We start from the raw sequence: 23703 nt of genomic DNA, 5'->3' as shown, positions 1-23703 counted from the left end.
AGACCTGCTTGAGAAAGCAAAGATCCGGCACTGATTTTCTGACATACCACCTTTAAAAGCGATCGCCGAACCAATATGAGCTTTCAACGTGCTAGCGGCGTTTTGCTGCATCCTACCTCTCTCCCCAGCCGCTTTGGTATTGGAGATCTCGGTCAAGCCGCTTACGCCTTTGTCGATTTTTTGGCGAAGAGTGGTCAAACGCTATGGCAGGTTTTGCCATTGGGACCCACAGGCTACGAGCATTCGCCCTACATCATGAATTTCAGCACCTTTGCGGGCAACCCGCTGCTGATCGATTTAGAGCAGCTAGCCGCAGATGGCTTATTAGACTCAAATGCCTTAACGCCCTTGACCGATGTTGACCTGGAGAAGGTTGATTTTGAGAAAGTCATTGCTCACAAAACTCATTTACTGAAGCAAGCACACGACCGCTTTCTCACCGCACGATCGCCCGACCAGGATGCGAAATTCGCACAGTTCTGTCAAGAGCAAGCGTCATGGCTGGATGATTTTGTGCTGTTTATGGCGTTACTAGAAGCAAACGGCGGCAAAAGTTGGCATCAGTGGGAGCGTGCGATCGCCCGACGCGAACCAGATGCCATCAAAGCGCAAACCGAAGCGTTACAAGCAAGCATTCAATATCAGCAATTTGTACAGTTTAAATTCTTTGAGCAATGGCAGAAGCTACGCCAGTATGCCAACGCTAAAAACATCAAAATCATTGGCGATATTTCCATTTACGTCTGCCATAACAGCTCAGACGTTTGGGCTGATCCAGAGCTATTTAAGCTTGATCCAAACACGTTTGAGCCAGCGTTTATTGCTGGTGTACCGCCTGATTATTTCAGCGCGACCGGACAGCTTTGGGGCAATCCCGTTTACAACTGGGAGCAAGCGCAGAAAACAGATTTTGCCTGGTGGATCAAACGCTTTCAGGTGACGTTGCAATACGTCGATATTGTCCGTGTTGACCACTTTCGCGGCTTTGAAGCCTACTGGCAAGTGCCGGCTGGAGAAGAAACTGCCATTAACGGCGAATGGATTGAAGCGCCCGGTGAACAATTTTTTACCGCGTTAGAAAAAGCATTGGGAACGTTGCCGATTCTGGCAGAAGATTTAGGCATCATCACGCCCCCAGTTGAAGCCTTGCGCGATCGCTTTGACTTCCCTGGCATGCGAATTCTCATGTTTGCGTTTGGTGATGATGCAAACAATGCCTATCTGCCTCACAACTACGTTAGAAACACGGTGGTTTATCCCGGTACGCATGACAATGACACCGCGATCGGGTGGTGGCAGCAAGCCAGTGCAACCGAGAAACAGTTTCTCGCAAAATATCTAGGCTACGATTCGCCCGACGCGATCAAGGACATTAATTGGCTGCTCATTCGTACGGCGCTGGCTTCGGTTGCCGATCTTGCCATCATTCCACTGCAAGATCTCCTGGATTTAGATGGGCGATCGCGCATGAATGATCCTAGCCATAATGCAGGCAACTGGCGCTGGCGCTACCGTAGTTCTGATCTGCTAACGCAGGAGTTGAGCGATCGACTTCTCGCTCTGACCCAACTTTATAGTCGGTAACACTCCGGTTGAGCGGCATAAGGGAACTATAACTGAAGCAAAAAACCTGTATGCCGCTCCAACAACTTGTTAGGCGACGAAACCAATTACATCCGTATGCCTTCAACAACGCTAACAATGCCCTGAGTTGGTACAATTCTGCTCACTTTAAAGCCAGCAGCAGCAAACAGGGCACGGAATTCTTCAGCTGTGCGTTCCTTACCACCCGGACTCATTACTAACATATTCACATCGAGAAGTTTGCCGATAAAGGGATCGTTGCCGGGAGGAATAACTTGCTCCACAACTAGAACTTTGCCATTATCTGCCATGGCTCGATGACATTGTTTGAGAATGGCGATCGCCCGTTCATCATCCCAGTCATGAATGATGTGTTTGAGCATATAGGCATCAGCACCAGCAGGCACAGATTCAAAAAAGCTGCCGCTTGATAGTTGGCAGCGATCGCTCACGCCACTGTTTGAAATATGAGCCTTTGCCCGCTCAATCACCTCTGGAACGTCAAACAAAATCCCGGTCATACCCGGATTGGCTTGCAGAATAGAGGTCAGCAAACTACCATGACCACCGGCTACATCCACCAGAGTACGAATGGATGAAAAGTTATAATCCGCCCTTACGCCTGCATTTTCAACGCTAGAAAAGCTCGTCATCGCCCGGTCAAAAATGTCGGCAGGTTCAGGATTCTGAGCATAATAATCAAATATATTCATGCCAAAGAGATTTTCAAACCCGCTGTCGCCAGTCTTAACGGCGTGCAGAATGTTGCCCCAACTGTTGTAGTGTTCGCGATCACCCATCATGATTGCTACATCTCGCAGGGAACTGGAAGAACCACTCTGGAGAAAAGCTGCCAACGGTGTCGTGGCAAATTTTCCTGGTGACGTTTCAACAAAGATTCCGACGCTTGCTAGTGCCCGCAGCAGGCGATAGAGCGACTGCTCATTAGTCTCAGTTGCGATCGCCAGTTCTGTACAACTCTTTTCGCCAGTGGCTAAGTGATCAGCAATGCCGAGCTTGGCAGCAGCGTAAATCGTTTGCGATACCCAATAGCCCGTGATCATCTGCATCAGGATCATTTGGGGCGGGGGTGCTTCAATGCCTTGAGACAGAGTTGAAGTGGTTTCGAGCTGAGATGATGTTTGCATAGTTGTAGACCTAAAGCTTCTGCTCATAGATACTTTAGATCCTCCAGGGAAAACGGACAAAGACCCAATAAAATTTCTTAATTAGCTGCAAAACTCTATGAACATAGAGCATTTTTTTACCTTCTTTAGGCATCTAGATAAGGAAACTTAGTTCAGCAAATGTATTCCTTAAAACATCAGATTCTTGTCCTCACTCGGCTTTACAGTTGTTAACGTCCTAACCGCCTGCCGCAGATAACCTCGAATACTCAACCAATAACTTTCCAGCGATCAACGCTAACGATTGAGTTCAGCGGTGGCTAGTAAGCCTTGCACCTTCACTAACAGCCTTCATCTCGCTGCTGCAACGATTTATTAGGCTGTTTATGCTCATATAAACTCAAATAAAACATAAATTATCCAAGAAAAAGTTTTTTGATGCCACGAAATAGCAAGACTATACGTAGCAACCAAACTGGTACACCTGGATATAGATCAATAAGTTTACTTAATTCTTTTTTTGCTTGATGATACGCTTTTAGACTATGAAATTTTTCTTCTGGAATTTTGGGTAAAGTAGAGAGCATCTGGGCACTGAGCTTACATTGGTCAGCTATACGTTGAGAATCTGGTTGACTTGACTTTAGCAACTCTCTACATTCAGCCTTGAGTTTACCTAGCACTTCGCAAGCCTGACTATGTCTTGCAGCTTTTTCCTTCCAGTCAACTCGAAGTTCAATAAGAGAAATCAGAAAAACTAGAGTAGAGCACACTCCAATAACTATCTGAGAAACTTTTGAATCGATCCTTAAAAAGCTTAAGATAGCCGGATCGACAAAAACCAAAGTACTAAGGACAACCGACGAACATAGCAAGAGCAGATTAACCGCTACAGCGAGTCGGTGATTGTCATCCCGCAACTTAGAATGACCAGACAACATCATATCGATGATTCGGTGCTGGTGCTCTAGTTCTTGAATATCCATAGTCTTTAAATTCAATTAATCCAGAATATTGCGCCATTGATTGAATGTTTATGCAATCAATCGCACTCATAAAATGGTCTGAGCGTCCTGCGACAGTGCAAGGACTTTGGCTTCAAGGAGGGTAGCCTCATACTACGATCGCCCCTCATGATTCCAAAGAATGTGTCCTGAAACAAACGATCGCACTTCACCATTAGGTAGTTGCAATAAGAGATAACCACGATCGCTGATTCCAGCAGCTTGTCCTGTCACTTGTTCGCTACCTGTCTCAACGATGATGGTATGTCCTAATAATGCATTGCGGCTTCGGAGCGCAGGTAACAGTGCTGTTAGTCCAGTGCTTTCGCCCGTATTCTGTTCTGGTTTTAGCAAGCCTGCTGTTTGCAGCAAATAATGACGGAGGCGATCCAACAGTAATAGTGGATCGGGAACGAGCGGTGAAACCTGGTGCAGGCTTATTGCTTGACCGATCGTGCTAATGTCCAAGCCAGCCTGCTCAAAATCAACACGGCAGTTCAGACCAATGCCAACCACAACACGCCCTAAAGTACCGCTAGCAGTCGCCTCGCACAGAATGCCCGCTAGTTTGCGTCCGTTCAGCAGCACATCATTCGACCACTTTAAGCGCAGCGTACCTTGCAAGCTCGGCAACAGATCTTCAACAGCGTAAATCACGCTCAGTCCTGCGCCCAGGCTGATGACAGGCAATTGAGCGACGGGAATATGCTCCAAAACAAAGCTAGCGGTCAATACACCAGGAGGAGAATGCCACACTCGTCCGTGTTGTCCCCGTCCAGCCGTTTGTTGTGGGGTGTAAACGACGTCACCATGCTGCAACTGCGGGAGATGCGCGATCGCCCAGCTATTTGTGCTGGGGCAAGACTCTAGCCAGTGTAACCAGATGGGCAATGGGGGCTGCGATCGTGACATCAAAAAGGACGTTGACAATACAGACCGTAGTTTACAGCAGCACTAAATGACGATCGTGGTGTAAGCAGCAGCAAAGCGTTCATGCTTGAGGCAGAAGGCAGCGCTACTGTATGCAAAGCAAAGTGAAAGGAAGAGAATCCTAGTGATCGCCGAAATCACCAACTCGTGCGGCATCAGCAAAGAGCCTCTCTCATCACCATTTCATCCTTCATCCCTCTGCCTCCTGCCCTCTGCCTTCTTAGTAAAACGATGAACACTACATCTAAATTCCTTAGTGCAGTACCAGTACTGCCAGCCGTTGATATTGCTGCCACGATCGCGTTTTACGAACAGCAGCTCGGCTTCACGACCGAGTTTCAATACGACGATTACGCTGGCTTGCGACGGGGCGGCGCTCAGATTCACCTGTGGCAATGTAGCGATCGACAATTGGCAGAAAACACCAGTTGTCGCATCAACGTCAGCGGTATCGAAGCACTCTATGACGAATACCAGACGCAGAATGTGATTCATCCCGATGGAGCGCTGACAACCAAACCTTGGGGCTTAAACGAATTTACCGCTTTGGACTTAAACGGTAACTGCGTCATCTTTGCAGAACAGCCCGCCACCAGTAATCGGCGCGATCGTACCGATTAATTTCAGCCGTACCAATTTGAGGAAATGTAAAACCTCGATACAATGAAGCCTGTTCCCTCGACGTGCGTACTCTATGTCAGCCTCGATCGCTGCTCCTTTCTCCCCTGAAGACATTGCCGCAGAGGGCATCAAGCCAGAGGAGTATGAAGAAATTGTGCGTCGTCTGGGTCGCCATCCCAACAAAGCTGAACTGGGTATGTTTGGGGTCATGTGGTCAGAACATTGCTGCTACAAAAACTCGCGCCCTTTACTGAAGCAGTTTCCCACCGAAGGCGATCGCATCTTGATGGGTCCCGGCGAGAATGCGGGCGTAGTGGATCTAGGCGATGGGCTGCATCTGGCATTCAAAATTGAGTCGCACAACCATCCATCGGCTGTAGAGCCGTTTCAAGGTGCAGCAACGGGTGTGGGTGGTATTTTGCGCGATATTTTTACAATGGGCGCACGACCGATCGCCCTCCTCAACTCTCTCCGCTTTGGTTCGCTGGATGATGCCCGTACCCGTCGCCTGTTCAATGGTGTGGTGTCTGGCATCGCCCATTACGGCAACTGCGTGGGTGTGCCCACGGTAGGCGGCGAAATCTACTTCGATCGTGCTTATGCTGACAATCCCTTGGTAAACGTCATGGCATTAGGCTTGATGGAAACGCCAGAGATTGTTGTGTCAGGGGCAAAAGGCATTGGCAATCCCGTCCTTTATGTTGGTTCAACAACGGGGCGCGATGGCATGGGTGGAGCTAGTTTTGCCAGTGCTGAATTGAGTGATGCTTCAATGGATGATCGCCCCGCCGTGCAAGTGGGTGATCCCTTTCTCGAAAAATCTCTCATCGAAGCCTGTCTGGAAGCATTCAAAACGGGGGCAGTCGTTGCCGCTCAAGATATGGGTGCAGCGGGTCTCACCTGTTCTACCTCTGAGATGGCAGCCAAAGGTGGCGTGGGCATTGAGCTGGATTTGGACTTAATCCCGTCGCGCGAAACAGGCATGGTGCCGTATGAGTACCTCCTATCTGAATCGCAAGAGCGGATGCTGTTTGTAGCGCACAAGGGGCGCGAACAAGAACTCATCGACATTTTTGAACGTTGGGGACTTCATGCTGTCGTCGCTGGAACCGTCATAGCCGAGCCGATCGTTCGCATTTTCTTTCAGGGCGACATTGCTGCTGAAGTACCCGCAACTGCACTTTCAGACAACACGCCCATTTATCACCGCGAGCTTTTAGCAGAACCACCCGACTATGCTCGCCAAGCCTGGGCATGGACTCCAGCCACTCTCCCTCCCTGCAACGTCGATGGCATTAAGCTTCAGGGCACACAACATACCTGGAATGACATTCTGCTGCAACTGCTGGCAAGCCCGACAATTGCCTCCAAACGCTGGGTTTATCGTCAATATGACCATCAGGTACAGAACAATACAGTGATGCTGCCCGGTGGTGCTGATGCCGCGATCGTCCGCGTCCGTCCCCACTCCTTAATCCCCACTCCCCACTCCCTCCCGGGCGTCGCCGCCACCGTTGACTGCAATCCCCGCTACGTCTACCTGCATCCCTATGAAGGTGCCAAAGCAGCTGTAGCAGAAGCGGCGCGTAATCTCAGTTGTGTGGGTGCTGAGCCGATCGCAGTCACCGATAACCTGAATTTTGGTAGTCCCGAAAAGCCGATCGGCTACTGGCAGCTAGCCGAAGCCTGCCGTGGGTTAGCCGAAGCCTGTAAAGCATTCAGCACGCCTGTGACGGGTGGCAATGTGTCGCTCTATAACGAAACACTGGATGCAGACGGCAAGCCCCAACCCATTTACCCTACGCCTGTGGTTGGAATGGTGGGGCTGATTCCTGATTTAACTAGAATCGCTGGGCAAGGCTGGCAAGCAGAAGGCGATGTTATTTACCTGCTCGGCGCACCAATCGAACCTCTAGCTGTTGACCCGTCCCAACTCCCCACTCCCGACGCCCCACTCCCCACTCTAGGCGGCTCTGAGTACTTGGCAGTGGTGCATGACACGATCGCTGGCATTCCTCCCATCATCGACTTTGACCTGGAGCGCCGAGTGCAGTCAGCCTGCCGCGAAGGTATCCGTCAGGGTTGGGTTCGCTCTGCCCATGATTGCGCTGAGGGTGGTTTAGCAGTGGCATTGGCAGAATCATGCCTTAGTGGTGGTCGTGGAGCCACTATTACCCTTAACCCTGTGCAACTTCAGCCCTCAAACGAGACTCGTTGGGATCATCTCTTGTTTGCCGAAGGTGGTGCACGCATTGTAGTGTCTGTGGCTCCGAATCACGTTGCACAGTGGGAAATGTATCTTATGCTACATTTGGATACTGATTGGGGCATCATTGGTCAAGTTGGTGATCAAGAGGCTGCTTTGCAAATCGCGATCGTACCGACTTCATCCTCAAGTCATAACAAGCTTTTAATCAATCTTGCGCTGGCAGATATGGGCGATCGCTGGCACAACGCTGTTGAGCGAGGGCTTGCACCCTAACAACACGCTGTCTTGAACCTCAATTAGGTATCAGCTAAGTAGGTTTGAGGATTGTTACGATGTAACTGTCAGTTAATGAGAAGATTAAATAAATATTAAGCAATCGCTAATTCTACGTGTCCTCAGCGGTCCGACAGCAGAGCATCGATTCTAGATTGATTCCTTCTAAACCGATGCCACTTTGTCGTTCTAGCGTCTTTTAGTCATCCGCTTCCGCCCGATCGCCCAGTGTACTCGCCCAAGTGTGTTTTCCCGATCCCATCCATAACCAGGAGCTGAACTGAAGCATGATCCCAAACCAACCGTCTTCTGTTGACCTGTCCCTTGCTCAGTCTGTTTTACCCCTAGCTGAGTCTATGGCAGAGTCAATCGCTGCTGATAAGCCAGAAGAAGCCTGCGGTGTTTTTGGCGTGTATGCGCCAGAGGAGGATGTTGCCAAGCTCACCTACTTTGGGCTGTACGCGCTCCAGCATCGCGGTCAAGAATCTGCCGGGATTGCAACCTTCGACGGCAATCGCGTCCATCTGCACAAAGAAATGGGGTTGGTGTCACAAGTCTTTAGCGAAAATATTTTGGGCACGTTAACTGGGACGATGGCGATCGGGCATACCCGCTACTCCACTACAGGCTCTAGCCGCGTCGTCAATGCCCAACCCGCTGTTGTCGAGACTCGTCTAGGCTACCTAGCACTTGCGCACAACGGCAACCTGGTGAATGCGCCTGACCTGCGAGATGACCTACTTAAGAGCAACTTTACGCTACTGACCACGACAGATTCGGAGATGATTGCGCTGGCGATCGCTGAAGAAGTCAACAATGGTAAAGGCTGGCTCGAAGGAGCAATCAGCGCGTTTCATCGTTGCCAAGGTGCCTTTAGCCTGACGATCGGCACACCCTCTGGTTTGATGGGGGTTCGTGATCCCAACGGCATTCGTCCACTGGTCATTGGCACGCTACCACAGGCAAACCCAACTGACCCGCTCCGCTACGTTCTAGCGTCCGAGACTTGCGCTCTCGATATCATTAGCGCTGACTACGTTCGTGATGTCGAACCGGGCGAACTGGTCTGGATTACAGAAGAGGGACTGGCATCGTTTCATTGGACGCAAGAGACGAAGCCCAAACTCTGCATCTTTGAGATGATTTATTTCGCTCGCCCCGATAGCACCATGCAGCAAGAGAGCCTGTATAGCTACCGTATGCGGATCGGTCGGCGGTTGGCGATCGAAGCTCCGACTGATGCCGATATTGTGATTGCGGTTCCTGATTCGGGCATTCCTGCGGCGATCGGTTACTCGCAAGCGTCCGGCATCCCCTATGCAGAAGGGCTAATCAAAAATCGTTATGTCGGTCGGACGTTCATCCAACCGACCCAAACGATGCGTGAGTCGGGCATTAAGATGAAGCTCAATCCCCTAAAGGACGTGCTGACTGGTAAGCGCGTGATTATTGTGGATGATTCGATCGTACGGGGCACCACCAGCCGCAAAATTGTCAAAGCGCTACGCGATGCGGGGGCGACAGAGGTGCATATGCGTGTCTCCTCACCACCCGTCACCCATCCCTGCTTCTACGGCATTGATACCGACAACCAGGATCAGCTCATTGGTGCGACCAAAACAGTTGCCGAAATCGCTGCTCAAATCGGCGTTGACTCCCTCAGCTACCTGACCTGGGAAGGAATGCTAGAGGAAACGCGCAGTGATCCTAACAACTTTTGCTCTGCCTGCTTTACCGGCGACTATCCCGTCCCTGTGCCCGAACCCGTGAAGCGCACAAAGCTACGGTTGGAGACGATCGCAACGCTGGAGACAGTGACTACAGGGTAGCAATAAGCTTTCAGCCGTCAGCCATCAGCTAAAAGAGCGGTGAAAAGGGGAACCGTCTACCTCAACAGGTAGCATAGCATTCAGCTAGCGGTAGCCAATTCTTGATTAAAAGCTGATGGCTGAAAGCTAGCCGTAACTACGGTATCTCTGCTCACGGCTTAATCTCCGCAATGCGAAAGCCCATTTGGCATTCAAACTGATGAGGCTGTGTCTCTGTAGCGTTGCACTCACTGGTATTACTAAGAGCACGACCGCAATAAAGTTTGCCGCTTTGCCAGCGAGGTTTGCCGCTTTGGTCCGCCATCAGACATGTTGAGCAAATCAGGTGCGGGGAAATTAGTTGATTATCCATGAGGATGACTAGCACGCAACACCTCCAGTGAACGTCCAAGCCTTGAATTTAATTGCCTTAAGCCCATTGTATGGGGCAGTTGAGTGGCTGCGAGAACACGCATACAGAGCTTAATATGCTCGATTAGCGATCGCTGTATGCGCTGACTCATTTTGAGCGAACCATCGCTCCGAGCGCCTGTAAACAGCGTTATTATTGTTTACCTGGGACGGTTTTCTTTGCTCAAGCTTCTGGCTGTTAGAGTGAGAAAGTATGCGTCTTGCCGACATGCCAAACGTTTATTGCGCTTTTAAGAGGTTTGCTCCTGTGACTCGAACAGATTTAGATTTTCTTGCCGAAACTGATCCCGCCATCGCTACGATTATCCAGCAGGAACTCCAGCGTCAGCGGGATCACCTGGAACTAATTGCCAGCGAGAATTTCACATCTGCGGCAGTGATGGCAGCGCAAGGGTCTGTGTTGACCAACAAGTATGCTGAAGGGCTGCCGGGCAAGCGTTATTACGGCGGCTGCGAATTTGTCGATCATGCTGAGGCGATCGCGATCGATCGTGCCAAGCAGCTTTTTGGTGCCGCTCACGCTAACGTACAGCCCCATTCTGGTGCACAGGCAAACTTTGCGGTGTTTCTGAGCTTGTTAGAACCCGGCGACACGATTATGGGCATGGATTTGTCCCACGGTGGGCATTTAACCCACGGTTCGCCCGTCAACGTCTCAGGTAAATGGTTCAAGGCGCAGCACTACGGCGTGAGTGCTGAAACAGAACAATTAGATTACGACCAGATTCGAGATTTAGCGCTGCAACACCGTCCCAAACTGCTGATTTGTGGTTATTCTGCTTACCCTCGCGTCATTCAGTTCGACAAGTTTCGAGCGATCGCCGATGAAGTGGGTGCCTACCTACTGGCAGACGTAGCGCATATCGCTGGACTAATCGCGACAGGACATCATCCCAGCCCAATCCCCTATTGTGATGTCGTCACGACTACGACCCACAAAACGCTACGTGGTCCCAGAGGCGGCTTGATTTTGACCCGTGATGCCGACTTGGGCAAGAAGCTCGATAAAGCTGTTTTCCCTGGCAGCCAAGGTGGTCCTTTAGAGCACGTCATTGCAGCGAAAGCGGTTGCCTTTGGCGAAGCGTTGAAACCTGAGTTCAAAGCCTACAGCGGTCAGGTAATCGAAAATGCTCGCGCTCTGGCGGCTCAACTGCAAGCACGGGGGCTGAAGACCGTTTCTGGCGGGACGGATAACCACTTAATGCTGGTGGATCTGCGTTCAATCAGTATGACAGGCAAGCTGGCAGACCAGTTGGTCAGCGGTATCAACATTACGGCAAATAAGAATACGGTGCCCTTTGATCCCGAATCACCGTTTGTTACCAGCGGCTTGCGGTTGGGTTCACCTGCCATGACCACTCGCGGCATGGGACAGGCGGAGTTTACAGAAATTGGCAGCATTATTGCCGATCGCTTGCTCAGTCCTGATGATGCTGCCGTGACGCAAGATTGCCGCCAGCGCGTAGCTCAATTGTGCAGTCGCTTTCCGCTCTATCCACATCTCAGCGTTCCGGTGCCAGCGTTGGTATAAGGGGGGTTAACCGCTTGTTAGTCATTGGTTAGTGGTTAGTCATGAGAAACTACGGACTACTAACCAATGACTACTTAAAGAAAAATAGCCAGAGTGGGATAGTAAAGAGAAGCGCGATCGTGCTGAGGGCAATGCTGCTGGCAATTAGCTCTCGGTCTAGCTCGTATTCTTCAGCGAGAATGAGTCCTGCAAAGGCGCTGGGCATCCCAGACATCAGCACCAGCGCCAAACGTGCATCGCCAGGCAGCCTTAGTAGTGTGGTGCCAAGACCAACCGCGAGCGGTAGAATGACCATTTTGAGCAGCGTCGGCGGTAGGGCTGTCTGAATGCTTTTCCAACCGTGAAGCTGGCTGAGGCGCATTCCCATTAAGAGAAAAGCACCAGGAATAACGAACCAGAGAGAGGCATGTAGTACCTGTTCTGCAGGTTCTGGGAGTGCTACTGATCGCGTTGAAGAGCCAAGTGCAAATGCCCATAAGGACGGCACTGTTAGCACATCGCGTAGCTGCACAAACCAGTGATTTTGTTGCTGCGATCGCCCGTAGTAGCTAGCAAGAAAGACACCGATGCCATATGTGCCAATAATGTTATGCGTCACGCTGTAAAACACCGCCCAGCCTAGAGCCGATGGATGAATAAGCGCAGGCACTAGACCGAGACCAACAAAGCCCGTATTACCGATCGTCGCTGCCAGAATGAAACTGCCCCGTTGAGAGCGGTTAAGTCTGGTCTGCGTCAGATTATTTGGTAGTGTTGTATCAAGGGCGATCGCGCTTTCACCCGCTGGCATGAACAAGAGTGGCATTGGCAAAGCCTCTCTTTGAGAGCACTGCGGGCTGTCTGAAGAAGGCAAGCGTGCTAACCAACGCTGATACATCTGTAGGCTAACCCATGCCAACAGTAAACCTAGAACAAGGGCAGCGATCGTTACAGCAGGAGCCAGCTCCAGTGTTTGTGCATAATCAGTTTGCCGTGCCAGCGCCAAGATCTGCCAGGGTACACCAACCCAATAGAGCGATCGCCCGAACAAACGAGGAAGGGCTTGCGGCACAAACCGAAAAGCAATTAGCCCCAAACCAGTCCATAAAACTAGCGGCAGGTAGGCATCAAACAGCGTGTCAGCCATAATTTAGATACCTACGGCGTTCAAATCATCTGGCTACGCGCTCATGGACAGGGCAAAAGTTTGTCACCCAACCCGTTGTGATCGTTAGCAAGTTACGAAACTTTACTCTAAAAGCTTCCAGTTTTGAATCCGCCAAATGCCATCTTTTCGCACAAGGCTGTAATTAATGCTTAGGTTAGGGCTAGTTTCAGCCTTATCGCGTTGGTCAGCTTCGTAGTACTCAGTTGCTTCGGTAACATCCGCCAAAACGTTTGCCTGGTTAGGATCGGCTTGATTCAGCTCGACCGATTTTACTGTAACGGTATGCTCGTACTTCCGGTATTGATTATTGCGTTTGGCTTCGGCAGCGGCTCCTTGCCACTCAGCCAGCTTTGCCCCTTCGAGGATGTTTGCTAGAGGCTCTAGCTTATAATCAGGTCCCATCGCATCGGCTTTGGCTGAAAACCAGGTTTGAAGGACTTTCTCAGCTACCGCAGTGGTGAGAACACCAGTAGTTGCAGTCGCTGCGGTCGGTGTAGGCAAAGTAAAGAGAGGACGATCGAGTCGCAAATCAAGCTGCTCTTCCTGGGGCACAGGCTTTGTTGCAACTCGTCGCCACAGTGATCCGGCTATAAATCCCAGCGTGATGATCGCTACCGTCAAGCCTAATGGCAACAACCAGGGAAGTAGTGATGCCAGCTTTGTCTTAGCAGCAGGACGATCCCCTCGACGACGTACGGGAGCCTTGCCTCGTCCATCGCCATTGCCATTGGAACGATCACCAGAGCGAACACGATCACTAGAGGGTCGATCAGCAACAGGTCTTGCTGTTGTGGCTGTACCGCTACCAACCGCCTGTGACACCCGTTCGGCGACTGGCATTGGCGTACCCTCCGTCGGGATGCGATCGTCTGAAACAGCAGTGCCCATCCGCGCAGCAATGTGGGCGCGAGCTGTATGAATCAAATACTCGTGGCTGGTGTCTTGCTCCAGCGATCGCTCAGTCATAAGACTGCTATCTTCAGCAACATTGCCCGCAGACTGCACACTAACCGGACGCGCACGTCCACTCGCTCCTGCTAGAGGCGATACAGTGGCTGGACGCTCCACTCGACCCCGATTAGACGATCCTCCCCTTGCCTCACCGTTAGCACTAGCGGCAGAAGCGGATGATAGCGCCCAAGCCGTAGTTGAATCATCGGCTTCCTCTGGTAGTTCTTCTAGATAAGACTGCACCTGCTGATCAGCAAAATAATCCTTAAGCGAGGCTTGCTGCGGCATCAGGTCGCGGAAGTGTGGAAAGACCTCATCCTGTAACCAGCGCTCACCGTAGAGACACAAACCAGGGAGAAGATCAGGTGCACCCTGAGAGTGCTCACGGATGAAGGCGATCGGACCGTAATCTTGGCTCCGCTCTAGCGCCTGACTGGCGTTCTCAGTCTGCCCTAGCAGCAACGCACAAACAGCCTGCTCCAAATGCACATCCTGACGGCTGCTCAAGCGCGTGAGCATCAGCTTTGCCCGTCGTACCAGGGCTGGTTGCCGTTCAGCAAAGCCTCGCGCCAATAGCGCATACACCGACAAATAAGTGGCGACAGGAGAGGGGCGCTGTGCCTCTTGCTCAAAGAGTACCTGTTGTTCAGCAGCGGTCAAATAGCCACGCAGTTGTTGAATAAAGCGCAAAAAGTCATCAATGTTTAACCCAGACTGATCATCACCTGCCCCATCAATGCCGTCTCGCTCTTGCAGCATATCTTGCAGCAACTGCATTCCCTGATGACGCATGGCGATCTGGTCTTCGGGCAGTGCCAGCAGTTCCAGCACGCGGTACGGGCGCAGTTTATAAAGGTCTGCCTGGATTTCACCCCGCACCTCAGCAAATAGACCCTCGCGCAAAAGCAACTGTTGCCCTGTTTCTAACGCTTCTGAAGCATTTTCATACTGTCGCTGCTGCCACTGCTCCCGCCCAAGTTCCATACAGGCAAGCGCAACAGTCAGCACAATGTCAGAAAAAACGATACTGGGGTCGCCAAACTGCCCCTGCTTAAGGCTGGCACTGCCGCCTGTCAAATAGGGACGACCAAGCCGTAGTACCAATTCGTATTCGCCTAAATCTTGCAGCACCAACAAGGCACCAACAAGCTGGTCATCCTGAACGTCGATGCTAGGCGTGTGAGGGTCGTTGCCGCTCTCGCTTGCGGCTGGTCGCCCGGACACCTTACTGCCTGCGAGTCCATTTCCTGACTCCGACTCTGGCTCTATCTCGTAGGCTCTGGCTAGAAAACCAGCATCATAAAGCTGGCGCTGCTCTGGGTCAGACAGCACTGCAAACGCTTCGTCAAACAGCTTTTTGCGGGAGGCAATTGCCGCATCAGAGTACTCTCGCCGAGGCAATTGCAGCGTGCGATCGCGGTGTGCCTGTCGCAACTGTTCTGCGGTTGCCTGAATCGGCAAACCCAGTATCCGATAGTAGTCGAGCGGAATACGCACGGTGCACTTTCCTAGCGGTGAGCAATAAGGTTAAGCTATGGTAGCGGCTAGCGCTAGCCCAAAAGTTGCCATCATCATAACCTGCTAAATGCCAGAGTGGCAGCTTAACCCAGCATACGTAAAAATCCACTGAAGATAGCATTAATTCAAGAAAACTTGACCGATTCAAGCGAATATAGAAAGTCCCCAGCCAGGATTGCAGTCATAGGATTAAGTTAAATGGTTCAAGAGAGAGTCTTCCCAACGTTTCAAGCCGCTACTGCCACCGTGACAAAAGAAGAAGGGCTGTGGCTCTATGAAGACATGGTACTGGGGCGCTTCTTTGAGGATAAATGCGCCGAGATGTATTATCGCGGCAAGATGTTTGGCTTCGTCCACCTCTACAACGGGCAAGAAGCTGTTTCAACGGGCGTGATTCAGGCGATGCGACCAGGTGAAGACTACGTTTGCAGCACTTACCGCGACCATGTTCATGCCTTAAGTGCAGGGGTGCCTGCGCGTAACGTGATGGCAGAGCTGTTTGGCAAAGAAACGGGCTGTAGCAAAGGGCGCGGTGGCTCCATGCACCTCTTTTCGGCAGAACATCGGATGCTGGGCGGCTACGCCTTCATTGGTGAAGGAATTCCTGTTGCAACGGGTGCAGCATTCCAGTCTAAATACCGTCGAGAGGCAATGGGCGATGCCTCGTCTGACCAGGTTACGGCAGCCTTCTTTGGTGATGGCACCACAAACAACGGTCAATTTTTTGAATGCCTGAATATGGCGGCGCTGTGGAAGCTGCCGATTCTCTATGTGGTAGAGAACAATAAGTGGGCGATCGGCATGGCGCATGAACGCGCAACCTCTCAACCCGAAATTTATAAAAAAGCTAGCGTGTTTGGGATGCCTGGCTACGAGGTAGATGGCATGGATGTGCTAGCAGTTCGCGCCGTGGCGCAAGAAGCCGTAGCCCGTGCCCGTGCAGGTGAAGGTCCCACACTGATTGAATGCCTCACCTATCGCTTTCGAGGACATTCGCTGGCAGACCCCGACGAGCTGCGATCGAAGGCAGAAAAAGAAGCCTGGTTCGCTCGTGATCCGCTCAAGAAACTAGCGGCACATCTCCTTGAGCAAAACTTGGCAAGCCAAGACGAACTGAAGGCGATCGAAAAGAAAATTCAGGGAGTCGTCGAGGAAGCCGTAACGTTTGCTCTGGAAAGCCCCGAACCAGATCCTAAGGACCTCTACAAGTACGTTTTTGCAGAGAACGATTAGACACTAAACTCACACGTTGGTGAAACTTCAGAATGTATGTAGGTGAGACGCTAGAGCACTTTCAACAGCAGGTGTTGACTAAGTTAAAGCAGCTTACCCAGTGGCTCGATCGATTAAAAACTAAGGTCGAAATCGGCTACAAGTTCAACACCGACCGAAAGGTGTTCGATCGAGTCATGCGACTGCTACTACTACTGCCGCCGCATCTGTATTTATGCCAGCCAACATTTCTGCTCCAGCCAACAGAGCCTATGTCTCTGGTGATGCGGCTAGTGACTGAGAGATATCATGGAAAGTGCGATCGTCCGTTCTGCTTCCGCCGTACAATGCTGAGAGACGTGAATCATTGACGGTAAGCGCTATGCCAATCAAACGCGGTGACTTTGTGCGGGCTGTGAAAGACAAGCTAGAAAACAGTTTGGAGGCACAGGCAAGCGATCCTCGCTTTTCGTCCTACATTTTTGAGACAAAGGGTGAAGTGGTTGACCTGAGCGGCGACTACGCCTTGGTCAAATTCGGCGTTACCCCAACGCCGAATATTTGGCTGCGGCAGGATCAGCTCGAAGCGTTTAAGTAAGGGGAAGGCGTAAGGAGTAGGGGCAAATATCAAAAACCATCATGATGGTTAGATGCCCCAACGCTTTGAACTGTTATGAAATAGACGGTTCACGGCTCCTCGCTTTTAGCTCACCTCACTCCTTACCCCTCTCTCCTCTCCGAACTATGGCTTTAACCCCGTCTACGATCGCCTGTTTTCCACCTCGCGTGACTGTTGTTGGCTCTGGCAACGTGGGTAGTGCCCTGGCACAGCGTCTTGCTGAGAAAAACCTTGCTGATGTTGTGCTGCTAGATGTAGTGGAAGGTCGCCCGCAGGGGTTGGCGCTGGATTTAATGCAGGCACGGGGCATTGAGCGGCACGATCGCCAAATTATTGGCACGAATGATTATGCGGATACGGCAAACTCTGATGTCGTGGTGATTACTGCTGGGCTACCGCGCAAACCAGGCATGAGTCGAGATGATCTGATGCTGATCAACGGCAAGATCGTGCTGGAAGTGACGAAGCAGGCGATCGTCCACTCGCCCAACACGATCTTCATTGTTGTCACCAATCCCCTTGACCAGATGACGCACATCACCTGGAAAGCCAGCGGACTGCCGGTACACCAAGTAATGGGCATGGCTGGTGTGCTGGATTCTGCCCGGTTCCAGACCTTTGTAGCAATGGAGCTAGGCGTTTCAACGAGCGATATTAGCGCGACTGTGTTGGGTAGTCATGGTGACCTCATGGTGCCGCTGCCCCGCTATACGACCGTAAACGGCATTTCCATTACAGAATTGATGGACGCTGACACCATCGAGCAGTTAATCGATCGCACCCGCAAAGGTGGTGCCGAAATTGTGGACTTGATGAAAACAGGCAGTGCATTCTACGCACCATCGTCCTCTACCTGCGTCATGGTGGAGTCGATTTTGCTCAATAAGTGCCGTATTCTGCCTGTCACGACGTATCTTCAAGGTCAATACGGCTTGCGTGATGTCTTTGTAGGAGTGCCTTGTCGTCTCGGCTGCCAGGGCATTGAGAGCGTGCTAGAACTGGATTTGACCGAGGCGGAACAGCTAGCACTGCATCAATCCGCTGAAGCTGTACGGCAAACCAGCGATCGCATTGAGGCATTACTGGCATCAAGCTAATTCAACTGGCATCAAGCTAATTCAACAATTGAGAGGGTGGGCATGAAGGTCGATCGCGTCAGTATTCTACTTGCCAGTCTATGGCTTGGGTTAACCTTGTCAGCTACTTGTTCTACGGTTGCCACTGCTCAACAAGCCCCAGATTTGATTAAACAGTCGCGCACTTCGGCGATGAGTGAACGCCAGATTCGCGACATTCTTGACGCGATGGCAAAAGCAACGCAGCAGCAAGATGTTGATGGCATTGTGAAGTACATGGCTCCTAAGATTGCCATCAAGATGACTCTACGCTTAGGCAAAGCCTCCCAGCAGCTCAGTCTGACACGAGAACAGTACCGTCAGTATCTTGAGCAGGGCTTTGCCCTGCTCCAACGTTATGATAGCCAGTACAAAAACCTCAAAATTCAGATTGCGTCCAGTGGGCAAACGGGAACAGCAACCTACACGCTTCTAGAAGAAGCGACCCTGAAAGGACAGCCAGGGACTTTGGTCTCAACCTCTCAAGAAACGGTCAAATTTGAGCGCCTCAAGGGACAAATTTTGGCAACAGCAGTAACCAGCAAATCAACGATCGAGATGAAGCGAATTTGAGGTTAAGTAAAAACTGTGTTGGTGAAGCCAGTGAACTGACTGACCTTCAACGCTGACCGACAAACGTCTTCTCAGCAGGACCCGTCATGTAAAGTCGATCGTCCGCTTCAGACCATTCTATTTGCAGCAGTCCACCAGGTAGTTCAACGGTGGCGCGTCGATCGCACTTCCCATTCAAAACGCCTGCAACCAATGAAGCACAAGCGCCTGTCCCACACGCTAGGGTGATGCCAGCGCCTCGTTCCCAGACGCGCATTTTGAGATAATCCGATCGCACCACTTGAATAAATTCTGTGTTGATCTTCTTCGGAAAAACGGCATGAGTTTCAAACTGAGGACCAACCGTTTCTAGCGGAATCGCCGCCACATCATCGACAAACGTAATGCAGTGGGGGTTGCCCATATTGACGCAAGTCACCTGCCAGGTTTTGCCAGCCACCTCTAGCGGTTGATTCACCACTTTTTGATTAGCGGCTACCAGCGTTGTGGGAATTTCGGCTGCTAACAAACGGGGCTTGCCCATATCGACTGTAATCAAGCCATTCGCTTCTAGCTTGGGCGTAATCAACCCGCCTAGCGTGTGAATTTTGTAGGAACGAGGTTCCGTTATTTCCTCTAGCTCGGCGATGAATTTAGCGAGACAACGAATGCCGTTGCCGCACATTTCGGGTTCCGAACCATCGTTGTTGAAGATTCGCATTGTGTAATCGGTGCCGTCCTGCCCCGGTAGGGCAAAGATGACACCATCGGCACCAATTCCAAAGTGACGATCGCACCACTTTACCGCGTCGTCTGGGGTCAACCGTGGCTCTGATGCGCTTCGGTTGTCAATCAAAATGAAATCGTTGCCCAAGCCATGATATTTGGTAAATTCGATTGCCATGATTCTGCTAAGAAGTGATGTGAAAAGGACTCTGGTGAGGAATGATAGAGGGGGAAAGACAATGATGAGGGATGCAGGCTAACAGCTAAAACGTTTTAGTCTTTAGCCTTCAGTCTTTAGCCTTTAGGAGAAACGACCATCATGGCGACAGAATTAGAAACCGGATCACCGAGCGTCCGTCAGATTCAGGAGATGATTCGGGAAGGGACAGAAGTAGAGTTAAAGCTAGTGACAGGCGATCTGTTGGCTGGCAAAGTTCGCTGGCAGGATAACGATTGTATCGCGCTGGTAGACCAGTACGACCAGGTGACGATCGTCTGGCGGCAGGCAGTGGTGTATCTTAAACCTAGAGTTGCGTGAGGCTTTGTAGCAAGCGACAGTCAGCGGTCAGCAAGTGAAAGTCGGGGCAGGGGAGGCTGAGGGAGCCGGGGAAGTGACCCTTAACACGGCTAGAAGCAGCAATCGGATTAGCACTAGAAACTGACTGCTGACCGCTAAACGCTACATCAGCCCCCATTGATCAAAAAGAAAAGCGTACTCAAACGCTATCTCTTTAAGGCTTTCGTAGCGCCCTGATGCACCACCATGCCCTGCACCCATATTAGTTTTGAGCAACAAGCAATTGTGATCCGTTTTGAGCGATCGCAGCTTTGCCGTCCACTTTGCAGGTTCCCAATACGCTACACGCGCATCGTTTAAGCCTGCTGTAATCAACAGATTAGGGTAGTCTCTGGCTTCAACCCTGTCATAAGGCGAATAAGACTTCATGTAGTCATAGAACGTTTTGTCGTTTGGATCACCCCATTCTTCGCGCTCCATAACGGAAAGCGGTAGATGGTCATCCAGAATTGTGGTGACAACATCAACAAACGGGACATGCGCGACCACTGCCTTAAAGAGGTCGGGTCGCAAGTTAATGACGGCACCCATAAGCAAGCCGCCTGCACTGCCACCGACAACGGCTAACTGTTCCTTAGAAGTCCAGCCTTGAGCAATGAGATGTTCGCTACAGGCAATGAAGTCGGTAAACGTATTTTTCTTCTTAAGAAATTTGCCGTCTTCGTACCACTGACGACCCATCTCTGACCCACCGCGAATATGAGCGATCGCCACTACTACGCCTCGCTCCAGCAGCGACAGGCGAGTAGATGAGAAGGCGGCGGGATAGCTGAACCCATACGAACCGTAACCCGTTAGCAATAAAGGCTTTGCGCCGTTTTGCTCCAGTCCTTTTTTGTACACGATCGAGATCGGCACCTGTGTACCGTCGGTAGCGGTTGCCATCAGGCGATCGCTAGCGTATTGCGTGCGATCATAGCCACCCAGCACAGGAGTCTCTTTTTTTAGTTCCCGCTCTTGCGTTTCCAGGTTGTAGTCAAAGACCGATCGGGGCGTTACCAGCGACGTATAGTTAAACCGCAGAATCTCTGTGTCGAACTCTGGATTGCTGCCTTCATCCGCGCTGTAGGTCGGGTCAGGGAATTGAATAAAGTGTTCTTCGCCACTGGCAAGCTGCCGCACCCGAATGGTAGGTAAACCAGACTCCCGCTCATAAACCACGAGATGCTTGGCAAACGCGCTGACACCTTCCAGCAAGACCTGATCACGATGGGGAATGACCAGTTGCCAGTTGTCCTTTGCAGGAGCTGTGACTGGCGTTTGCATGAGTTTGAAATTTAGCGCCTCATCGTTCGTCACGATATAAAAGGAATCGCTATGATGCTCAACCTGATACTCAATACCCGACGCGCGAGGCTGAATCACCTGAAACTTACCCTCTGGCTGATTCGCATCCAGATAATGCACCTCAGACGTAATTTTGCTTCCTAGCTCCAGCAAAATATAGGCATCGCTGCGGGTCTTGCCCACGCTCAAAAAGTAAGATTCATCTGCTTCAGAGTAAACCAACTCATCGTCACTTACTGCACTACTCAGGCGATGACGTATTAGCTTAAAGGGTCGATTTGCCTCATCCATCAGCGTGTAAAAGATGGTCTGATTATCGTTGCCCCAGGCAAACCCATAGCCCGTTTCAAGAATGGTTTCAGGATAAAGCTGCCCCATTGCTAGATCTAAGAAGAACAACGTGTAGCGCTCCGAGCCAGCCGTATCTACTGAGTACGCCAAAAGCTGATGATTTGGGCTAATGTCAAACAGTCCTAATTCAAAGAAATCATGTCCCTCTGCTAAAGCATTCTGGTCAAGGAGTACTGTTTCGGGCGCATCCAGGCTACCCGCTTTACGGCAATAGATGGGGTAGGCTTTGCCCGTTTCAGTACGGGAGTAGTAGTAATAATCGCCTTTACGGTAGGGCACCGACAGGTCAGTCTCTTGAATCCGCGCCAGCATCTCGTCATACAATGCCGTTTGTAGGGACTCTGTATGCGCCATCACCGCTTTGGTGTAATCATTTTCAGCCTCAAGGTACGCGATGACGTTAGGCTCGTCGCGGTAGCGCAGCCAGAAATAATCATCGGTGCGATCGTCTCCGTGAATTGATAATCGGTGCGGCTGCTTGTTAGCGATCGGTGGCAAGACAGTAGAAGACACAACACGTTGATTCATTAGTTACCGTTAGTGACCGTGGGTAGAATGTTATCCCTCTTCTCGTTTGCCAGCAGAACCGTTGACACTTACAAGGAGAACAAGGGTTATAAGTAAATTAAATAGGAATTTTTACTCAGCAACTAGGTGAAACGAGCAGATCTTGCTAATGTGGAGCAGAAAGTATCTTAAGATTATCGTAAGAATTAAGCTTATTTCTAGAAGCTGATTACCAATCACCAGGAGGACTGTTTATGGCGCTCGTACCACTGAGACTGTTGCTCGATCACGCAGCAGAAAATGGCTACGGCATCCCTGCCTATAATGTCAACAATTTGGAGCAGATCCGGGCAATTCTGTACGCTGCTAGCGAAACCGATAGCCCTGTAATTTTGCAAGCGTCTCGTGGTGCCCGCAATTATGCTGGCGAAAACTTCCTCCGCCACCTAATTCTGGCTGCGATCGAAACCTATCCTGACATCCCCATCGTGATGCACCAGGATCACGGCAACGCGCCTTCCACCTGCTACTCTGCCATGAAGAACGGCTTCAGCAGCGTCATGATGGATGGCTCCTTGCAAGCTGATGCAAAGACGCCTGCTAGCTTTGAGTACAACGTCAACACCACCAGAGAAGTGGTCAAGGTCGCTCATGCGATCGGCGTGAGCGTTGAAGGCGAACTCGGTTGCCTAGGTTCTCTGGAAACAGGCAAAGGCGAAGCAGAAGATGGACACGGGTTTGAAGGTGCGCTTTCTCACGATCAACTGCTGACCGACCCCGATGAAGCCGTTGAATTCGTAGAGCAAACTCAAGTAGACGCGCTTGCAGTGGCGATCGGTACCAGTCATGGTGCCTATAAGTTCACCCGCAAACCAACGGGCGAAATTCTGGCAATCAGCCGCATTGAAGAAATTCACCGTCGCCTGCCCAACACGCATTTGGTCATGCACGGTTCTTCCTCTGTGCCCGAAGACCTGATTGCAATCATCAACCAGTACGGTGGTGCGATTCCTGAGACCTATGGTGTGCCTGTCGAAGAGATTCAAAAGGGCATCAAGAGCGGTGTACGGAAGGTTAACATTGACACCGACAACCGTTTGGCAATTACTGCTGCGGTGCGTGAAGCGCTGGCAAAAGAGCCAAAGGAATTTGACCCCCGTCACTTCTTGAAGCCCTCCATCAAATATATGCAAAAGGTTTGTAGCGATCGCTATGAACAGTTTGGCACCGCAGGCAATGCCAGCAAGATCAAGCAAATTGGCTTGGATGAGTACGCCGCTAAGTATGCTAAAGGCGAACTGGCAGCCGTCACCAAAAAGGCTGTAGGCGTGTAATTACTTCGCCCGAAGTAAAATTTGTTAAGATACCCGGATAGCTTTACTGCTGTCCGGGTATTTTAATGCAACAGCTAACCTGCTATTGCCAACTTACGAACAATAGAACAGCAAGGGTTGTGCTATGCGTAAAACTCTATAGAACTAGTCATGTCATTAGAAACTGTTTGTAAATGTATGTGAAGTAGAAGACAACTACGGTCACAAAGGCGCGATACCAGAAGAGTGACATCTACATGGCTTGAGGATATGAGTCAGCCTTACTACGACAGTGACCTGACCGATGAG

General features: G+C 50.9%; 21 protein-coding genes. 12 read left to right on the top strand and 9 right to left on the bottom strand.

The window, feature by feature from the left end; translation table 11 throughout:
* The first annotated feature begins 75 nt into the window (after window positions 1–75).
* A complete protein-coding gene (gene malQ, locus H6F86_RS09680; protein WP_190448402.1) occupies window positions 76–1584 on the top strand; it encodes a 4-alpha-glucanotransferase in 1509 nt (502 codons plus the stop codon).
* 86 nt (window positions 1585–1670) lie between these two features.
* On the opposite strand, the gene H6F86_RS09675 is transcribed toward malQ, so the two are convergent.
* The 4 genes from H6F86_RS09675 to H6F86_RS32765 form a co-directional block, all read right to left on the bottom strand.
* Complete coding sequence (locus H6F86_RS09675) at window positions 1671–2732, bottom strand: methyltransferase (protein WP_190448401.1); 1062 nt, start codon at window positions 2730–2732, stop codon at window positions 1671–1673.
* Window positions 2733–3127: 395 nt separating this feature from the next.
* On the bottom strand, window positions 3128–3697 hold the full coding sequence (locus H6F86_RS09670) for a hypothetical protein (protein ID WP_190448400.1): 570 nt from the start codon (window positions 3695–3697) through the stop codon (window positions 3128–3130).
* 132 nt (window positions 3698–3829) lie between these two features.
* Window positions 3830–4627 carry a biotin--[acetyl-CoA-carboxylase] ligase gene (locus H6F86_RS09665; RefSeq protein ID WP_190448436.1) on the bottom strand — a complete coding sequence of 266 codons (798 nt, stop codon included), beginning with the start codon at window positions 4625–4627 and terminating at the stop codon, window positions 3830–3832.
* A gap of 42 nt (window positions 4628–4669) precedes the next feature.
* Window positions 4670–4801 carry a hypothetical protein gene (locus H6F86_RS32765; protein ID WP_277881652.1) on the bottom strand — a complete coding sequence of 44 codons (132 nt, stop codon included), beginning with the start codon at window positions 4799–4801 and terminating at the stop codon, window positions 4670–4672.
* Window positions 4802–4876: 75 nt separating this feature from the next.
* Between H6F86_RS32765 and H6F86_RS09660 the strand changes: the two genes are divergently transcribed.
* From H6F86_RS09660 to purF, 3 genes are all read left to right on the top strand, one after another.
* Window positions 4877–5266 carry a VOC family protein gene (locus tag H6F86_RS09660; protein WP_190448399.1) on the top strand — a complete coding sequence of 130 codons (390 nt, stop codon included), beginning with the start codon at window positions 4877–4879 and terminating at the stop codon, window positions 5264–5266.
* A gap of 73 nt (window positions 5267–5339) precedes the next feature.
* Entirely contained in the window at window positions 5340–7748 is a 2409-nt protein-coding gene (gene purL, locus H6F86_RS09655) for a phosphoribosylformylglycinamidine synthase subunit PurL (RefSeq protein ID WP_190448398.1), read from the top strand.
* A 356-nt stretch (window positions 7749–8104) separates the two neighbouring features.
* Window positions 8105–9577, top strand: a complete 1473-nt coding sequence (purF, locus tag H6F86_RS09650; protein ID WP_242033452.1) for an amidophosphoribosyltransferase — start codon at window positions 8105–8107, stop codon at window positions 9575–9577.
* A 151-nt stretch (window positions 9578–9728) separates the two neighbouring features.
* Here the strand turns inward: purF and H6F86_RS09645 are convergent, their stop codons facing one another.
* Window positions 9729–9881, bottom strand: coding sequence for a hypothetical protein (locus H6F86_RS09645; protein WP_347240109.1), 153 nt, complete (start codon window positions 9879–9881; stop codon window positions 9729–9731).
* 354 nt (window positions 9882–10235) lie between these two features.
* On the opposite strand from H6F86_RS09645, the gene glyA reads away from it, so the two are divergent.
* A complete protein-coding gene (gene glyA / locus H6F86_RS09640; RefSeq protein WP_190448395.1) occupies window positions 10236–11519 on the top strand; it encodes a serine hydroxymethyltransferase in 1284 nt (427 codons plus the stop codon).
* Window positions 11520–11589: 70 nt separating this feature from the next.
* Here glyA and H6F86_RS09635 read toward each other — a convergent pair whose 3' ends face one another.
* Both H6F86_RS09635 and H6F86_RS09630 read right to left on the bottom strand, forming a co-directional pair.
* Window positions 11590–12645 carry an AEC family transporter gene (locus H6F86_RS09635; protein WP_190448394.1) on the bottom strand — a complete coding sequence of 352 codons (1056 nt, stop codon included), beginning with the start codon at window positions 12643–12645 and terminating at the stop codon, window positions 11590–11592.
* Between the two features lie 102 nt (window positions 12646–12747).
* Window positions 12748–15114, bottom strand: coding sequence for an IMS domain-containing protein (locus H6F86_RS09630; RefSeq protein ID WP_190448393.1), 2367 nt, complete (start codon window positions 15112–15114; stop codon window positions 12748–12750).
* Window positions 15115–15333: 219 nt separating this feature from the next.
* On the opposite strand from H6F86_RS09630, the gene pdhA reads away from it, so the two are divergent.
* From pdhA to H6F86_RS09605, 5 genes are all read left to right on the top strand, one after another.
* A complete protein-coding gene (pdhA, locus tag H6F86_RS09625) occupies window positions 15334–16368 on the top strand; it encodes a pyruvate dehydrogenase (acetyl-transferring) E1 component subunit alpha (RefSeq protein ID WP_190448392.1) in 1035 nt (344 codons plus the stop codon).
* A gap of 32 nt (window positions 16369–16400) precedes the next feature.
* The gene (locus H6F86_RS09620; protein WP_190448391.1) at window positions 16401–16718 is read left to right on the top strand and encodes a hypothetical protein; all 318 of its coding nucleotides are present in this window, start codon (window positions 16401–16403) and stop codon (window positions 16716–16718) included.
* 11 nt (window positions 16719–16729) lie between these two features.
* Window positions 16730–16945: an NAD(P)H-quinone oxidoreductase subunit O gene (locus tag H6F86_RS09615; protein WP_190448390.1), complete on the top strand. Its 216-nt coding sequence runs from the start codon at window positions 16730–16732 to the stop codon at window positions 16943–16945.
* Window positions 16946–17091: 146 nt separating this feature from the next.
* Window positions 17092–18063 (top strand): malate dehydrogenase, encoded by a 972-nt coding sequence (gene mdh / locus H6F86_RS09610; RefSeq protein WP_190448389.1) that lies wholly within the window; start codon window positions 17092–17094, stop codon window positions 18061–18063.
* A 42-nt stretch (window positions 18064–18105) separates the two neighbouring features.
* Complete coding sequence (locus H6F86_RS09605; RefSeq protein WP_190448388.1) at window positions 18106–18654, top strand: nuclear transport factor 2 family protein; 549 nt, start codon at window positions 18106–18108, stop codon at window positions 18652–18654.
* Between the two features lie 46 nt (window positions 18655–18700).
* On the opposite strand, the gene dapF is transcribed toward H6F86_RS09605, so the two are convergent.
* Window positions 18701–19537 carry a diaminopimelate epimerase gene (gene dapF, locus H6F86_RS09600; RefSeq protein ID WP_190448387.1) on the bottom strand — a complete coding sequence of 279 codons (837 nt, stop codon included), beginning with the start codon at window positions 19535–19537 and terminating at the stop codon, window positions 18701–18703.
* A 141-nt stretch (window positions 19538–19678) separates the two neighbouring features.
* On the opposite strand from dapF, the gene H6F86_RS09595 reads away from it, so the two are divergent.
* A complete protein-coding gene (locus tag H6F86_RS09595; RefSeq protein WP_190448386.1) occupies window positions 19679–19897 on the top strand; it encodes an RNA-binding protein hfq in 219 nt (72 codons plus the stop codon).
* A gap of 141 nt (window positions 19898–20038) precedes the next feature.
* Here H6F86_RS09595 and H6F86_RS09590 read toward each other — a convergent pair whose 3' ends face one another.
* Window positions 20039–22102 carry a S9 family peptidase gene (locus tag H6F86_RS09590; RefSeq protein ID WP_190448385.1) on the bottom strand — a complete coding sequence of 688 codons (2064 nt, stop codon included), beginning with the start codon at window positions 22100–22102 and terminating at the stop codon, window positions 20039–20041.
* Between the two features lie 233 nt (window positions 22103–22335).
* Between H6F86_RS09590 and fba the strand changes: the two genes are divergently transcribed.
* Window positions 22336–23415, top strand: a complete 1080-nt coding sequence (gene fba / locus H6F86_RS09585; protein WP_190448384.1) for a class II fructose-bisphosphate aldolase — start codon at window positions 22336–22338, stop codon at window positions 23413–23415.
* Window positions 23416–23703: the final 288 nt, after the last annotated feature.

Source organism: Phormidium sp. FACHB-592, from assembly GCF_014695795.1.
Lineage (GTDB): Bacteria > Cyanobacteriota > Cyanobacteriia > Leptolyngbyales > Leptolyngbyaceae > Stenomitos.
Note: the sequence above shows the minus strand (reverse complement) of the source record. Positions and strands in the feature narration are given on the sequence as shown.

What these genes read in the sequence shown, in the direction of transcription:
- malQ (WP_190448402.1), top strand. Translation starts at nt 76, where the DNA reads ATGAGCTTTCAACGTGCTAGCGGCGTTTTGCTGCATCCTACCTCTCTC.
- H6F86_RS09675 (WP_190448401.1), bottom strand. Translation starts at nt 2,732, where the DNA reads ATGCAAACATCATCTCAGCTCGAAACCACTTCAACTCTGTCTCAAGGC.
- H6F86_RS09670 (WP_190448400.1), bottom strand. Translation starts at nt 3,697, where the DNA reads ATGGATATTCAAGAACTAGAGCACCAGCACCGAATCATCGATATGATG.
- H6F86_RS09665 (WP_190448436.1), bottom strand. Translation starts at nt 4,627, where the DNA reads ATGTCACGATCGCAGCCCCCATTGCCCATCTGGTTACACTGGCTAGAG.
- H6F86_RS32765 (WP_277881652.1), bottom strand. Translation starts at nt 4,801, where the DNA reads ATGCCGCACGAGTTGGTGATTTCGGCGATCACTAGGATTCTCTTCCTT.
- H6F86_RS09660 (WP_190448399.1), top strand. Translation starts at nt 4,877, where the DNA reads ATGAACACTACATCTAAATTCCTTAGTGCAGTACCAGTACTGCCAGCC.
- purL (WP_190448398.1), top strand. Translation starts at nt 5,340, where the DNA reads ATGTCAGCCTCGATCGCTGCTCCTTTCTCCCCTGAAGACATTGCCGCA.
- purF (WP_242033452.1), top strand. Translation starts at nt 8,105, where the DNA reads ATGGCAGAGTCAATCGCTGCTGATAAGCCAGAAGAAGCCTGCGGTGTT.
- H6F86_RS09645 (WP_347240109.1), bottom strand. Translation starts at nt 9,881, where the DNA reads ATGGCGGACCAAAGCGGCAAACCTCGCTGGCAAAGCGGCAAACTTTAT.
- H6F86_RS09635 (WP_190448394.1), bottom strand. Translation starts at nt 12,645, where the DNA reads ATGGCTGACACGCTGTTTGATGCCTACCTGCCGCTAGTTTTATGGACT.
- pdhA (WP_190448392.1), top strand. Translation starts at nt 15,334, where the DNA reads ATGGTTCAAGAGAGAGTCTTCCCAACGTTTCAAGCCGCTACTGCCACC.
- H6F86_RS09620 (WP_190448391.1), top strand. Translation starts at nt 16,401, where the DNA reads ATGTATGTAGGTGAGACGCTAGAGCACTTTCAACAGCAGGTGTTGACT.
- H6F86_RS09615 (WP_190448390.1), top strand. Translation starts at nt 16,730, where the DNA reads ATGCCAATCAAACGCGGTGACTTTGTGCGGGCTGTGAAAGACAAGCTA.
- mdh (WP_190448389.1), top strand. Translation starts at nt 17,092, where the DNA reads ATGGCTTTAACCCCGTCTACGATCGCCTGTTTTCCACCTCGCGTGACT.
- H6F86_RS09605 (WP_190448388.1), top strand. Translation starts at nt 18,106, where the DNA reads ATGAAGGTCGATCGCGTCAGTATTCTACTTGCCAGTCTATGGCTTGGG.
- dapF (WP_190448387.1), bottom strand. Translation starts at nt 19,537, where the DNA reads ATGGCAATCGAATTTACCAAATATCATGGCTTGGGCAACGATTTCATT.
- H6F86_RS09595 (WP_190448386.1), top strand. Translation starts at nt 19,679, where the DNA reads ATGGCGACAGAATTAGAAACCGGATCACCGAGCGTCCGTCAGATTCAG.
- H6F86_RS09590 (WP_190448385.1), bottom strand. Translation starts at nt 22,102, where the DNA reads ATGAATCAACGTGTTGTGTCTTCTACTGTCTTGCCACCGATCGCTAAC.
- fba (WP_190448384.1), top strand. Translation starts at nt 22,336, where the DNA reads ATGGCGCTCGTACCACTGAGACTGTTGCTCGATCACGCAGCAGAAAAT.